The 14021-nt window shown below is 66.6% G+C and carries 13 protein-coding genes and 1 pseudogene; 9 read left to right on the top strand and 5 right to left on the bottom strand.

The genetic code is table 11. The features are described 5' to 3' along the window. The first annotated feature begins 35 nt into the window (after positions 1-35). The 3 genes from ACVMB0_RS14750 (at position 36) to arfB (ending at position 3421) form a co-directional block, all read left to right on the top strand. Positions 36-1427 (top strand): M16 family metallopeptidase, encoded by a 1392-nt coding sequence (locus ACVMB0_RS14750; protein WP_461346719.1) that lies wholly within the window; start codon positions 36-38, stop codon positions 1425-1427. Further along, on the top strand, positions 1424-2791 hold the full coding sequence (locus ACVMB0_RS14745; protein WP_461346718.1) for a M16 family metallopeptidase: 1368 nt from the start codon (positions 1424-1426) through the stop codon (positions 2789-2791). Before ACVMB0_RS14750 ends, ACVMB0_RS14745 begins: the two co-directional genes overlap by 4 nt. 210 nt (positions 2792-3001) lie before the next feature. Beyond that, positions 3002-3421, top strand: a complete 420-nt coding sequence (arfB, locus tag ACVMB0_RS14740) for an alternative ribosome rescue aminoacyl-tRNA hydrolase ArfB (RefSeq protein WP_461346717.1) — start codon at positions 3002-3004, stop codon at positions 3419-3421. Between the two features lie 51 nt (positions 3422-3472). On the opposite strand, the gene ACVMB0_RS14735 is transcribed toward arfB, so the two are convergent. Continuing rightward, on the bottom strand, positions 3473-3787 hold the full coding sequence (locus ACVMB0_RS14735) for a hypothetical protein (RefSeq protein WP_456750154.1): 315 nt from the start codon (positions 3785-3787) through the stop codon (positions 3473-3475). Between the two features lie 388 nt (positions 3788-4175). Between ACVMB0_RS14735 and ACVMB0_RS14730 the strand changes: the two genes are divergently transcribed. The 4 genes from ACVMB0_RS14730 to ACVMB0_RS14715 are packed head-to-tail and all read left to right on the top strand — an operon-like array spanning position 4176 to position 7066. Beyond that, on the top strand, positions 4176-4496 hold the full coding sequence (locus ACVMB0_RS14730) for a c-type cytochrome (RefSeq protein ID WP_456798921.1): 321 nt from the start codon (positions 4176-4178) through the stop codon (positions 4494-4496). Then, positions 4497-4892 (top strand): VOC family protein, encoded by a 396-nt coding sequence (locus tag ACVMB0_RS14725; RefSeq protein ID WP_456750155.1) that lies wholly within the window; start codon positions 4497-4499, stop codon positions 4890-4892. A 33-nt stretch (positions 4893-4925) separates the two neighbouring features. Next, positions 4926-5474 carry a gluconate 2-dehydrogenase subunit 3 family protein gene (locus ACVMB0_RS14720; RefSeq protein ID WP_456796717.1) on the top strand — a complete coding sequence of 183 codons (549 nt, stop codon included), beginning with the start codon at positions 4926-4928 and terminating at the stop codon, positions 5472-5474. 23 nt (positions 5475-5497) lie between these two features. Then, complete coding sequence (locus tag ACVMB0_RS14715; protein WP_461346716.1) at positions 5498-7066, top strand: GMC family oxidoreductase; 1569 nt, start codon at positions 5498-5500, stop codon at positions 7064-7066. Positions 7067-7137: 71 nt separating this feature from the next. On the opposite strand, the gene ACVMB0_RS14710 is transcribed toward ACVMB0_RS14715, so the two are convergent. Then, positions 7138-7449 carry a ribbon-helix-helix domain-containing protein gene (locus ACVMB0_RS14710; RefSeq protein ID WP_456750158.1) on the bottom strand — a complete coding sequence of 104 codons (312 nt, stop codon included), beginning with the start codon at positions 7447-7449 and terminating at the stop codon, positions 7138-7140. 232 nt (positions 7450-7681) lie between these two features. Between ACVMB0_RS14710 and mutL the strand changes: the two are divergent. Then, a pseudogene (gene mutL / locus ACVMB0_RS14705) lies at positions 7682-9495 on the top strand (DNA mismatch repair endonuclease MutL). Positions 9496-9632: 137 nt separating this feature from the next. On the opposite strand, the gene rsmD reads toward mutL, so the two are convergent. Then, positions 9633-10187: a 16S rRNA (guanine(966)-N(2))-methyltransferase RsmD gene (gene rsmD / locus ACVMB0_RS14700; protein WP_461346715.1), complete on the bottom strand. Its 555-nt coding sequence runs from the start codon at positions 10185-10187 to the stop codon at positions 9633-9635. 6 nt (positions 10188-10193) lie between these two features. Further along, on the bottom strand, positions 10194-12272 hold the full coding sequence (locus tag ACVMB0_RS14695; RefSeq protein ID WP_461346714.1) for a pseudouridine synthase: 2079 nt from the start codon (positions 12270-12272) through the stop codon (positions 10194-10196). 129 nt (positions 12273-12401) lie between these two features. Between ACVMB0_RS14695 and ACVMB0_RS14690 the strand changes: the two genes are divergently transcribed. Then, positions 12402-12860 carry a nucleoside deaminase gene (locus ACVMB0_RS14690; protein ID WP_456756296.1) on the top strand — a complete coding sequence of 153 codons (459 nt, stop codon included), beginning with the start codon at positions 12402-12404 and terminating at the stop codon, positions 12858-12860. A 220-nt stretch (positions 12861-13080) separates the two neighbouring features. Here the strand turns inward: ACVMB0_RS14690 and ACVMB0_RS14685 are convergent, their stop codons facing one another. Then, on the bottom strand, positions 13081-13986 hold the full coding sequence (locus ACVMB0_RS14685) for an alpha/beta fold hydrolase (RefSeq protein ID WP_461346713.1): 906 nt from the start codon (positions 13984-13986) through the stop codon (positions 13081-13083). Between the last annotated feature and the right edge of the window lie 35 nt (positions 13987-14021).

The raw sequence follows: 14021 nt of genomic DNA, 5'->3' as shown, positions 1-14021 counted from the left end.
CGCCCCGACCGTGTGGCCGGGCTTTCACAAGGATCATGATGCGCTCTCGCCGATCGATTGCCCTGCTCGCCGCCGCATTTGTTTCAACCATCCCGCTGTCGGGCGCCAGCCTCCGCGCCCAGACCACCGTCACCTCGGAACGTCCCGCCAGCTTCACGCTCGACAACGGCCTGCAGGTCGTGGTGATCCCCGATCACCGCACGCCCGTCGTGACGCAGATGATCTGGTACAAGGTCGGCTCCGCCGACGAGACGCCGGGGAAATCGGGCCTCGCGCATTTCCTCGAGCATCTGATGTTCAAGGGCACGTCGAAGCACCCGGCCGGCGAGTTCTCGCAGACCGTGCTGCGGGTCGGCGGCAACGAGAACGCCTTCACCTCCAACGACTACACCGGCTACTTCCAGCGCGTGCCGCGCGAGCAGTTGCCGACCATGATGGAGTTCGAGGCCGACCGCATGACCGGCCTGATCCTCAAGGACGAGAACGTGCTGCCCGAGCGCGACGTCGTGCTCGAGGAATACAACATGCGGGTCGCCAACAACCCGGATGCGCGGCTGACCGAACAGATCATGGCCGCGCTCTATCTCAACCATCCCTACGGCCGGCCGGTGATCGGCTGGCACCAGGAGATCGAGAAGCTCGACCGCGAGGATGCGCTCGCTTTCTACCGCCGCTTCTACGCGCCGAACAACGCGATCCTGGTCATCGCCGGCGACGTCGACGTCAAGGATATCCGCCCGCTGGTCGAGAAGAATTTCGGCCCGATCCCGGCGCAGAAGGCGATTGCCGAGAAGCGCGTCCGGCCGCAGGAGCCGACGCCGGCCGCGCCGCGCACCGTGACGCTGTCGGATCCGCGCGTCGAACAGCCGAGCCTGCGCCGCTATTATCTGGTGCCCTCGGCGACGACGGCGGCAGCCGGCGAGAGCCAGGCGCTCGATGTGCTCGCGCAATTGATGGGCGGCGGCGCCAACTCCTACCTCTATCGCACGCTGGTGATCGACAAGGGCCTCGCGATCTCGGCCGGCGCCGGCTACCAGGGCACCGCGCTCGATCCGTCGCAATTCTCGATCTCGGTGACGCCGAAGCCCGGCGTCGAGTTCGCGCAGATCGAGGACGCGGTCGACAAGGTGATCGCCGATCTCGCGCAGAACCCGGCGCGCGCCGAGGATCTCGAGCGGGTCAAGACCCAGCTGATTGCGGAAGCGATCTACGCCCAGGACAACCAGGCAACCTTGGCGCGCTGGTATGGCGGCGCGCTGACCACCGGGCTCAGCATCGACGACATCAGGAACTGGCCGGACCGGATTCGCGCCGTCACCGCCGATCAGGTACGCGCCGCTGCCGCCACCTGGCTCGACAAGAAGCGGTCGGTGACCGGCTATCTGATCAAGGATACTGCGCCGAAACGCGAGGAGAAGCGCTCGTGACCTATTCCCTCACCCGCCGTGCGGCGCTGATCGGCGGCGCCAGCGCCGCGCTGCTGGCGCTGACATCGGCACCCTCGCAGGCCGCGGCCAAGATCCAGCGGCTGGTCTCGCCCGGCGGCATCGAGGCGTGGTTCGTGCAGGATGCGACTGTGCCGCTGATCGCGATGGAATATTCCTTCGGCGGCGGCGCCAGCCAAGATCCGCCCGGCAAGCCCGGCGTCGGCAATCTGGTCGCCGACCTGCTCGACGAGGGCTCCGGCGATCTTGATTCCAAGACCTATCATGAGCGGCTCGAGCGCCGCGCCATCGAGCTCAGCTTCCAGTCGAACCGCGATCAATTCCGCGGCTCGCTGCGCATGCTCAAGGACAACAAGGACGAAGCCTACGACTTGCTGCGGATGGCGCTGACCTCGCCGCACTTCGAGCCGAAGGACGTCGAGCGCATCCGCGCCCAGGTGATCTCGAACCTGCGTCGCGAATCGACCAATCCGTCCTCGCTGGCCGGCCGCAAGTTCCTCGAGCTCGCCTTCGGCGATCATCCCTATGCCCGGACGGCCACCGGCACGCTGGAAAGCGTGCCGACAATCCAGATATCGGACCTGAAGGACTATACAGGCCGCATCATCGCGAAGGACACGCTGCGCATCGCGGTGGTCGGCGACGTCGATCCCGATACGCTCGGCAAGCTGCTGGACAAGACCTTCGGCGCCCTGCCGGCGAAGGCCGAATTGACGCCGATCGCCGATGTGGTGGCGACCAAGCCGCCGCAGCGCGCCTTCGTGCCGCTCGACGTGCCGCAGACCGTCGTCACCTTCGGCGGCCCCGGCATCGCCAGGCACGACCCGGATTTCATGGCGGCCTATGTGGTGAACCACATTCTCGGCGGCGGCGGGCTGTCGTCGCGGCTCTACAAGGAAGTGCGCGAGAAGCGCGGGCTGGCCTATTCGGTCTATGAAGCGCTGGTCTGGATGGACCACTCCGCGCTGTTCATCGGCAACACCGGCACCCGCGCCGACCGCGCCGGCGAGACCGTCGATGCGATCGATGCGGAAGTGCGCCGGATCGCCGAACAAGGTCCGACCCAGCAGGAGCTCGACGAGGCGAAGTCCTATCTGAAGGGCTCGCAGATGCTGGCGCTCGACACCTCCTCAAAGCTCGCGCAGGCGATGCTGCAATACCAGCTCGACAAGCTGCCGATCGACTACATCGAGAAGCGCAGCGCCATCGTCGATGCGGTGACGCTCGACGACGTCAAGCGGGTGTCCAAGAAGCTCTGGGGCGATGGCCTGCTCACCGTGATCGTCGGCCGCGCCCCGCAAGCCGCCGCGCAGCCCGTGTCGGCGCCGCCGAAGGCAGCCAACTAACGCGCTCTCGGCGCGCCCACTTCTTCGCACCACCGTTGTGGCCACCCCTCTCCCCACCCTCCCCCGCAAGCAGGGGAGGGTTGGGGAGAGGGGTAAGCCGCGCACGCCGACCGCAGACCCAACCAACGCTGCATCCACGCAGCGCAAGCACGCCCGGCACAAACCCGCTATCCTGCGGCCTGCCGATTCTTCCCTCCACCGGGTGACGTCATGCTGCGGGTGTCCCGCGACCTTACGATCGACGAGAACGACATTGAGATCGTGTTTGTCCGCGCCTCCGGTCCGGGCGGACAGAACGTCAACAAGGTCTCGACCGCGGCGCAGCTCCGCTTCGACACGACGAAGATCGCGCTGCCGCCGGACGCGGCGCAGCGGCTGGCGCGGCTCGCCGGCAGCCGCATGACCAAGGACGGCGTGATCGTGATCCAGGCGTTCCGGTTTCGCACCCAGGAGCGCAACCGCGCCGATGCGATCGAGCGGCTGGTCGAAATGCTGAAGGAGGCGATGGTGCGGCCGACACCGCGGCGGCCGACCAGGCCGACGCTCGGCTCCAAGCAGCGCCGGCTCGAAGGCAAGAAGCGCCGCAGCGACATCAAGGCCGGCCGCGGCACCCGCCGTTTCGACGACTAAGGACTGCGGATGCAGCGCATACGCGGCGCTGCATCCGGAATCCGAAAACGCTCAGTACTTCTTCGCTCCCGGCGCCATCTCGGAACCACCGGACTTCGGTGACGTCGCGTGGCCGCTGCTGCTGCCGACCGTTCCCTTGCTGCCCGACTTGACTGTGGCCCCGCTCTTCTGGCTCGGCGAGGTCGGCTGCGCCGCCATCTCCTCATCGCCGCTGCCGGACATGCCGCCGCCCTGCTGGATGGTGCCGCTGCCCGCTGCACCGCCGCGAAGCTGGGTATTCGGGGTGGCCGTTCCCTGTGCCAGGACCGGACCGGCGATGGCGGCCGAGATGGCAAGGGCGAGCACGCTGGTTTTTGCAAACGTCATCCATTTCTCCTGGACTGTGATTGACGATGGACGGAGCGGCGCAGGTGCGCGCCGTTTGCAGCGCCGACCCAAGATCCCATCGCGCGAGACTGAATTTCCGCAAACGGCGCACACGCAATGCAAGCTGCGTCGTGTGGTGATCGTGCAGGGATTTCGCGGTCATTTTGCGGATTTGTCGTCCGCATATGCGGCAACCAACGGTTCCGCGCCAGATCATCGCCCAGCTTTGTTCTGCTGTGAAACAGCCCGCTACTACCAACGGCCGATGTCGGCCTCCTACAGTCATCGCACAAAGGCGGTGATGCATATGACAAAGCTGCGCGCAGGATGGACGATGGCGTTGGGATTTTGCAGCGCAATGCTTGCAGTGCAAATCGCGAATGCGCAGATGCCGCTGCCCGCCGCCAAGCCGCCCGATGGGGCGACGCTGTTCAAGCAGCAATGCGCGACCTGCCACACGTCAAATGCGTCGGATCCGGTGCGGCAAGGACCGTCGCTCTACAAGGTCGTCGGCCGCCATGCCGGCCAGGCTGACGGTTTCAAATATTCCGCCGGCTTCGCCAAGGCCGATTTCGTCTGGGACGACGCCAGGCTCGATGCCTGGCTGACCAATCCGCAAGAGGTGATCCCCGGCGCCGTGATGGCCTATCGGCAAGCCAAGCCGGAAACCCGCGCCATGATCATCGCCTATTTGAAGGAATTGAACTGAATGGCAAAGCCCGTGCATTCGATGATCCGCGTGTTCGACGAGGCCAAGGCGCTCGACTTCTATCATCGCGCGTTCGGCCTCGAGATCGCGGACAATCTGCGCTTTCCAGACTTTGCGCTGATCTATCTGCGGCATCCGTCCTCGCCGTTCGAGGTCGAGCTCACGGTCAATTTCGATCGCAAGGAGCCCTACACGCTCGGCGACGGCTACGGCCATCTCGCCGTCGTCGTCGACGACGTCGACGCCGAGCACGCGCGCTTCGAGCAGGAGAAGCTGTCGCCCGGGCCGCTGCGCGACTTCAAGCACGACGGCAAGACGCTGGCGCGCTTCTTCTTCGTCGCAGATCCCGACGGCTACAAGATCGAGGTGATCCAGCGCGGCGGGCGGTTCGGCTGATCCAATTACAAAAAATGTCTATGGAGGAAACCAATGAGAGAAATCGATCGACGCAGCAAATATGACCGGCGTGTGTTTCTCAAGGGCGCCGCCGCCACCGCGCCCGCGGTCGCGATCGCGACATCGACCGGGCTTGGCATCACCGATGCGTGGGCCGATGAGGCCGGCACGCTGACGCCGGCGACGATGAAGACCTTGCTGAAGATGGCGCGCGACATCTATCCGCACGATTTCCTCGGCGACAGCTACTACATCACGGCGGTGAAGCCGTGGGATGACAAGGCGGCCAAGGATCCGGCCGTCAAATCGCTGATCAATGACGGCGTCGCGCGGCTCGATCAGGAGGCCAACGACCGCCACAAGATGCCCTACGTGCAGGTTGCCTGGGAAAACGATCGCGTCGCGCTGCTGCAACGGATCGAGGAGAGCGCGTTCTTCCAGAAGATCCGCGGCGATCTGATCGCCTCGCTCTACAACAACAAGGAGGTCTGGCCGCGGTTCGGCTACGAGGGCTCCTCCGCCGAGCATGGCGGCTACATCAAGCGCGGCTTCGCCGACATCGACTGGCTGCCGAAGGCTTGAACGGACAACGTCGGGAGGACACAATGGCAAAATTCGATCTGAATGACAGCGGCGTTGTCGTGATCGTCGGCTCCGGTGCCGGCGGCGGAACGCTCGGCAATGAACTGGCGCAGAAGGGCGTCAAGGTCGTGATCCTGGAAGCCGGACCGCGCATCGAGAACCAGGATTTCATTAACGACGAATGGGACAGCTTCGGCCAGCTCGCCTGGTCGGACATGCGCACGACGTCCGGAAGCTGGCGCGTCCACAAGGACTTCCCCAACATTCCGGCCTGGATCGTCAAGGCGGTCGGCGGCTCCACCGTGCACTGGGCCGGCGCCTCGCTGCGCTTCGACGAGCACGAGTTCAAGATCAAGTCGGCTTACGGCAACATCCCCGGCGCCAATCTGATCGACTGGCCGATCACGCTCGCCGAGATGGAACCGTATTACGCCAAGGCCGAGAACAAGATGGGCGTCACCCGCACCAACGGCATCCCCGGACTGCCCGGCAACAACAATTTCAAGGTGCTGGAGGCCGGCGCCAAGAAGCTCGGCTACAAGGAGGTGCACACCGGGCGGATGGCGATCAACAGCGAGCCGCGCGACGGCCGCGGCTCCTGCCAGCAGATCGGCTTCTGCTTCCAGGGCTGCAAGTCGGGCGCCAAATGGTCGACGCTCTACACCGAGATCCCGAAGGGCGAAGCCACCGGCAATCTCGAAGTGCGCCCCGGCAGCATGGTGATCAAGATCGAGCACGACCAATCCGGCAAGGTCACCGGCGTGGTCTATGCCGATGCGACCGGCGCGATGCAGCGGCAGAAGGCGCGCGTGGTCGCGGTCGCCGGCAACTCGATCGAGAGCCCGCGGCTGCTGCTCAACAGCGCCTCCAGCATGTTTCCGGACGGCCTCGCCAACTCATCCGGCCAGGTCGGCCGCAACTACATGCGGCACATGACCGGCAGCGTCTATGCGAGCTTCGAGAAATCGGTGCACATGTATCGCGGCACCACGATGGCCGGCATCATCCGCGACGAGGCCGCCAACAACCCGAAGCGCGGCTTCGTCGGCGGCTACGAGATGGAGACGCTGTCGCTCGGCCTGCCCTTCATGGCGGCGTTCCTCAATCCCGGCGCCTGGGGCCGCAGCTTCACCAGCGCGATGGAAGGCTATCCGCGGATGGCCGGCATGTGGCTGGTCGGCGAGGACATGCCGCAGGAGACCAACCGCGTCACGCTGGATCCGACCATCAAGGACAAGTTCGGCATGCCGGTCGCCAGCGTGCATTTCGACGATCATCCGAACGACATCGCGATGCGCGACCACGCCTACAAGCAGGGCGCCGCGGTCTATGAGGCGGTCGGCGCCACCGTGACCTATCCGACGCCGCCCTACCCCTCGACCCACAACATGGGCACCAACCGGATGAGCGAGAAGCCGCGCGACGGCGTGGTCAACAAGTTCGGCCAGAGCCACGACATCAAGAACCTGTTCGTCTCCGACGGCAGCCAGTTCACGTCAGGCGCGGCGTGCAACCCGACGCTGACCATCGTGTCGCTGGCGATCCGGCAGGCCGACCACATCGCCGGCGCGATGCAGCGCAAGGAGATATGATCCCTCAAACTCGAACGGCCTTGTCCCGCCAGGACAAGGCCGTTGCCTTTTTGTGTAATGAATCCGAAAGCCTATTCGGCGGCGTCGAGGATGGGCTGGCCCTGGAATGCGGGAGCCGAAGCCGTGCTCTGCGAGCGATAGATCAGACAGCAGCAGCGCAACAGCGATGCGAAATTGTTGACCTCGCCGTGGTGGTTGAGGACCTCGCCATACAGCGTGGTGACGAACTTGGCGACGCTCATCCCCTCTTTCGCCGCGATCTCCTCCAGCGTGTCCCAGAACGACATCTCCAGCCGGATCGAGGTGCAATGGCCGCCGATCCGCAGTGACCGGGTCTGCGATTCGTAGTTTCGCTGCGGCTGGTGCGAGAACAAATGGCACATGGCTATCCTCCCGATCGAATTATGATTTTTCTAAACGATATACCCGCGCGGGAGGCCCCACAATCGCCACGTAGGATGTAGCGCGCACACACGCGAAGGTGAGCGTCTTCAAGGCGATAGGCCGCCTCCATCCCCAGCTAAAGGCCGCGATGAGCGGGTCGCCCCATGCATTTGGCCGGCGGGCCGATTAGAATGGCGCAAAGCCCTCGAGCCCCGTCCAATCGCGCAATCCATGCCCGTCCGCCAGCTTCCCGAACAGCTCGTCAACCGCATCGCCGCCGGCGAGGTGGTCGAACGCCCCGCGAGCGTGGTCAAGGAGCTGGTCGAGAACGCGATCGACGCCGGCGCCAGCCGGATCGACGTCTTCACCGATGGCGGCGGGCGGCGCCGGATCGGCATCACCGACGACGGCGGCGGCATGACGCGATCAGACCTCGCGCTCGCGGTCGACCGCCACGCCACCTCCAAGCTCGACGACGAAGACCTGCTGCGCATCCGCACCCTCGGGTTCCGCGGCGAGGCGCTGCCGTCGATCGGCGCAGTGGCAAAACTCGGCATCACCACGCGGCATGCCAGCGAGCCGCATGCCTGGTCGCTTTCGGTCGAGGGCGGCGAGAAATCGGAGATCATGCCGGCCGCGCTCGGACAGGGCACCCGCGTCGAGGTCAACGAACTGTTCTACGCGACACCGGCACGGCTGAAATTCCTCAAGACCGACCGCACCGAGGCGGAGGCGATCCGCGAAGTGGTGCGGCGCCTCGGCATGGCGCGTCCCGACATTGCCTTCACGCTGGCCGGCGAGGAGCGCGCGCCGGTGACCTGGGCCGCCGCCCTGCCCGGCGCGGCCCGGCCGGCTGACCCGGCTCGGCGATATCCTCGGCGCGGATTTCCGCGCCAGCGCGATCGAGGTGCGAGCCGAGCGCGAGGGCGTCGTGGTCGAGGGCTTTGCCGCCGCGCCGTCGCTGACCCGCGCCAATGCGCTCGGGCAATATCTGTTCGTCAACGGCCGCCCGGTGCGCGACAAGCTGATCCTCGGCGCGGTGCGCGCGGCCTATTCCGACTATCTGCCGCGCGACCGCCATCCCGTGGTGGCGCTGTTCGTGACCTGCGACCCGCAAGAGGTCGACGCCAATGTGCATCCGGCCAAGACCGAGGTGCGCTTCCGCAATGCCGGCCTGGTGCGCGCGCTGATCGTGCACGCGCTGAAGGAAGGCCTCGCGCGCGAGGGCCGGCGCACCGCGGCCAACACCGCCGACGGCGCGACGTTGCAGGCCTTCCGTCCCGCCTTCACGCCGCCGCGCCCGGGCAATTGGGATTGGCGCAGCTCGCCGTCCTATCCGGCTGGTCCGATGCGCAGCTTCGAAGGCGCGGCCGCCTTCGCCGAGCCCGGGCAGGCGGCCTTCGACGTCGGCGCTCCGACCGCCGATGTCCGCTTCGAGGCGGCACCCGCGCCCGACCTGCTCGACCGTCCGCTCGGCGCGGCGCGCACCCCAGATCCACGAGACCTATATCGTCTCGCAGACCCGCGACGGCCTCATCGTGGTCGACCAGCACGCGGCGCATGAGCGCATCGTCTATGAGAGACTGAAGGCCTCGCTGGCGAAGAACGGCGTGCAGCGGCAGATGCTCTTGATCCCCGAGATCGTCGAGCTTGATGAGGCGACCGTCGAGAAACTGCTCGACCGCGCCGAGGAACTGGCCTCGTTCGGGCTCGCGATCGAGTCCTTCGGCCCCGGCGCAGTCGCGGTGCGCGAGACGCCCTCGCTGCTCGGCAAGGCCAATGCCGCCGGCCTGTTGCGCGATCTCGCCGAGCACATGGCCGAATGGGACGAGGCGCTGCCGCTGGAGCGCCGGCTGATGCACGTCGCCGCCACCATGGCCTGCCACGGCTCGGTCCGCGCCGGCAGGCGACTCAAGCCGGAAGAGATGAACGCGCTGCTGCGCGAGATGGAAGACACCCCGAATTCCGGCCAGTGCAACCACGGCCGTCCGACCTATGTGGAATTGAAGCTGAGCGATATCGAGAAGCTGTTCGGGCGGCGGTAAGTCCCCTTACTCAGCGGTCATCGCCTGGCTTGACCGGGCGATCCAGTACGCCGCGGCTTTTCGATTCGAGCAGCGGCGTCTCTGGATTACTGGATCACCCGCTTTCGCGGGTGATGACGGCATAACAAGCGGCAACGTTACGCTTTGCGCAAGAACACGAACTCGGTGTCGTCATAGGCGCGCCGCTCGAGCTCCTCGAAGCCCTCGGGCGCCGCGAATGAAGCGGCCTTCGCTTCCTCCACTACCAGCAGGGCGCCGGGCGTCAGCCAGCCGCCGTCGCGCAGCGAGGCGAGCGCCTTCTCGGCGAGGCCCTTGCCATAGGGCGGATCGAGAAACACCAGCGAGAACGGCTCGACCGGATGCGCCGGCCCGAGATCGGTGGCGTCGCGGCGATAGACCTTGGTGGTGCCGCCGAGGCCGAGCGACTCGACATTGTTGCGCAACAAGGCGCGCGCCTCGGCGCCATTGTCGACGAACAGCGTGAACCTGGCGCCGCGCGAGGCCGCCTCGATGCCGAGTGCGCCGGTGCCGGCAAACAGATCGAGCACGCGCGCGTCCTCAATCGGATTGTCGTAGGCGTGCACGAGGATGTTGAACACGGACTCGCGCAGGCGGTCCGCGGTCGGCCTGATCTCGCGGCCCGAGGGCGAGGCGAGATTGCGGCCCTTCAGCCTGCCCCCGACGACGCGCATCGACCGTTACTCGTCCCGCGGCTTGAGATCGCGCTTGCCGTGATAGCCGCGCTTGGGGCGGCGCGGCGGGCCGTAACCGTTGGCTTCGTCCTCGTTGCGCGCGCGCGCTTCGTCGCTGCCGGTGCGCTGCACCAGCACGCGGCGGCCCTTGCGGTCGTTGATCGTCTCGCGCTTGGCCTTGGGCTTCTTGGCAGGCGCATCGCCGCCGGCGTCACGCTGCTCCGGCCGCGTGAAGTCGGCGCCTGCGATCTTGGCGATCTTCTCACCGAGCTGCTCCCGCAGCACCCGCGTCTTGACCTCCTCGACCTTGCCCTCCTCGAGCTCGGCGAGCTGGAACGGGCCGTAGGAGATCCGGATCAGCCGGTTCACCTCGAGCCCGAGATGCGCCATCACGTTGCGCACCTCGCGGTTCTTGCCCTCGCGGATCGCGAACACCACCCAGACGTTGGAGCTCTGGTCGCGCTCCAGCGTAGCCTCGATCGGGCCGTATTTGACGCCGTCAACCTCGACGCCGTGCTTGAGCTGGTCGAGCTGCGCCTGCGTCACCTCGCCGTGTGCGCGCACGCGGTAGCGCCGCAGCCATCCGGTGTCGGGATGCTCAAGCGTCCGCGCCAGGCCGCCGTCATTGGTCAGCAGCAGCAGGCCCTCGGTGTTGAAATCGAGCCGGCCGATCGAGATCAGCCGCGGCAAGCCTTCCGGCAGATTGTCGAACACAGTCGGCCGTCCCTCGGGATCGGCATGCGTCGTCATCAGCCCGCGCGGCTTGTGATACATGAACAGCCGCGTCCGCTCGCGCGGCGGCAACGGCTTGCCGTCGACCGCCACGACGTCATTGTCGGTGATGTCGAGCGCCGGCGAGTTGATCACGCGTCCGTTGACGGTGACGCGCCCCTGCGTGACGATCTCCTCGGCATCGCGGCGCGAAGCAAGGCCGGCGCGCGCCAATACCTTGGCGATGCGCTCGCCCGACTTCTTCGGCTTCGGCTCCGGGCGCTCGCGGCGGTCGTCAGTGGCGCGTTCACGGTAGGCGCCGCGGCCGCCGAAGGCCGGGCGCTTGGCAAAGATCCTGCTGTCGTCCTCATTGTCGCGGCGCGGCCGGTCGGAGAAGCGGCCCTCGCTGCGCGGATGCTCCTGCCAGTCGGTACGGCCTTCGGGGCGCTCGCGGCGGCGGCTATCGCCACCGTCTTCATCGCGCTGCCAGCGCGGCCGGCTGAACTTCGGCCGATCACCTTGCTCACGATCGTCGCGGGATCTGGAGAACCGCGGACGTTCGCCGCCGCCACGATCGTCGCGCGACCGCGAGAAGCGCGGAGGCTCATCGCCACCGCGATCCTCGCGCGGTTTGCGATCCCGCTTTTGCCACGGCTTCTCGTCGCCGCGGTCGCGACCTTCGAAGTCGCGGTCGCGCTTGAAACGCGGCCGATCGCCGAAATCGCGGCGCGGTGCATCGCCCTCCTCGCGGCGGCGGAACGGGCGGCCCTCGCCCTTGTCGCGGAACGACCCCTTGTCGCGATCGCCGCGGGAAAACTTCCTGTCGTCGAACTTGCGCTCGGCACGCTCGCCGCGCGGCGCGAAGGACCTCTTCTCGCCGTCGCGCTCGCCACGCGGCGTGTAGGGACGCTTCTCGCGATCGCCATAGGATCGCTTCTCACCGAACTTGCGGTCGGACGACCGGCCTTCTGAACGGAAGCTCCCGCGCTCGCCGCGCTGTGGACGATCGCCCGCCTCGAAATCGCGGCGCTCGCCGCGCGGCTTGAAGGGGCGCCGCTCGCCATCGCCGTCGCGCGCCGGCCGATCGCGGAACGGCCGGTCGCCGCGAGGGCGGTCGTCACGGCTGAATCGGGGCTTGTCGCCGAAATCGCGGCGTGGCGCATCGCCGTCTTCGCGACGACGGTACGGGCGCTTCTCGCCATCGCCCTTGCCGGCGAAGTCCTTGCCGCCGAAACCGCGCTTGGCGAATTTCTTGTCCGGTCCGCGGGCAGCGCCGGAACGGCCCTTGCCGCCGCCGGCGCGGTCTCGGCCGCCACTGCCCGGCCGATCACGCCGGCCGCGGGAATCGTTGTTTTTGTCGCTGTCGCGGGGCATGAATGTTCTCACTGGACGTTCAATTGGGGTTGCAAGGGTCACCGGGGCGTACGCGCCCTCGTGGCAGCGTTTGACGCAAAACCGGCATCCACTTTTGCTGAAGGCGACGCTACTAGCAGGTTTCTTCCGATGATACGAGGCATGTCGGCCCCTTCTTTCATGGATTTGGCGCTAAAGACCGCCGAAAATGCCGGAAAATCGGGCGAAGTTCCGATCGGATGCGTGATTGTGCGGGGGTATGAGGTGATCGCCACTGCCGGCAACCGGACGCTGACCGACCGCGACCCGACCGCGCATGCCGAAATCCTGGCGATCCGGCAGGCGGCAGAGGCCATCGGCACCGAGCGACTGGTCGATTGCGACCTCTACGTCACGCTGGAGCCCTGCACCATGTGCGCCGGCGCGATCTCCTTCGCCCGCATTCGGAGGCTGTATTACGGCGCCGCGGATCCCAAGGGCGGCGCGGTCGAGTCCGGTGTCCGGTTCTTCGCCCAGCCGACCTGCCACCACGTGCCGGAGATCTACGGCGCGGTGGGCGAGAGCGAGGCCGCGCGCCTGCTGCGCGAGTTCTTCAGGGAGCGGCGGTGATGCCGTAGCCCGGATGGAGCGTAGCGCAATCCGGAAAGATTGCGCTGCGGAGACGACCCCGGATTTCGCTTCGCTTCATCCGGGCTACGAAATTCTCAGCGTGCAACATGTTGAACCCGTCATCCTGAGGAGCCGCGAAGCGGCGTCTCGAAGGATCGACGGCCACCAGCCGGCCGTGCATCCTTCGAGACGCGCGTTCCGCGCTCCTCAGGATGACGGATCATGCAGCCAGGAAAAACTCCCGCAGCAGCTTTGCGGTCGCGTCGGGCGCTTCCTCGGGCAGGAAGTGCCCTGATGGCACCGGCGCGCCACTGACATTGGTGGCCCAAGTCTTCCAGGTGTCGAGCGGTGTCGTCGCCGCGCTGGCGACGCCGGCATCGCCCCACAATGCCAGCATCGGAATCGTGATCTTGTTGCCGGCGTCGACGTCGGCCTTGTCGATCTCGTAATCGGCATAGGCGCCGGCGCGGTAGTCCTCGCACATCGCGTGGATGCGGGCGGGATCGCGGAACGGCGCAAGGTAATGCGCGAGCGCGCGCGGATCGATCGCCTCCAGCGTCCTGGTCCGGGTCTGGCTCGCCATCTTCTCCTTGAGGAAGAATTCGCCGTTGTTGGAGATCAGCGTCTCCGGCAGCGGGTAAGGCTGCGCCAGGAACGCCCAATGGTAGATCTTCAGCGCCGACAGGCGATTGAGCCTCTGCCAGTAATCATAGGTCGGCGCGATGTCGAGCACCGCGAGCTTCGACAGCCGGCCGGGATGATCGAGCGCCAGCCGATACGACACGCGGCCGCCGCGGTCGTGGCCGGCGAGCGCGAAATGCACATGGCCGAGCTGCTCCATCGCCTCGATCATGGTCTTGGCCCAGGCCCGTTTGGTATAGGGCGTATGGTCCTTGTCGCTGTCGGGCATGTCGGACCAGCCGTAGCCCGGCAGGTCGGCGATGATCAGCGTGAAGGTGTCGTCGAGCTTCGGTGCCACCGTGTGCCACATCACATGGGTCGAGGAGAAGCCGTGCAGCAGCAGCAAGGGCGGCCCCTTGCCGCCGACGCGAGCGAAGATGCGGCCCTGCGAGGTATTGATCCATTTCGACTCGTAGCCGGGAAAAAGATCAGCGAGATCAGGCATCGGTAGCTCCTCCCGGGTCGCGTGCGCCGTGCTTC

Source organism: Bradyrhizobium sp. USDA 4451 (assembly GCF_054822585.1).
Note: the sequence above shows the minus strand (reverse complement) of the source record. Positions and strands in the feature narration are given on the sequence as shown.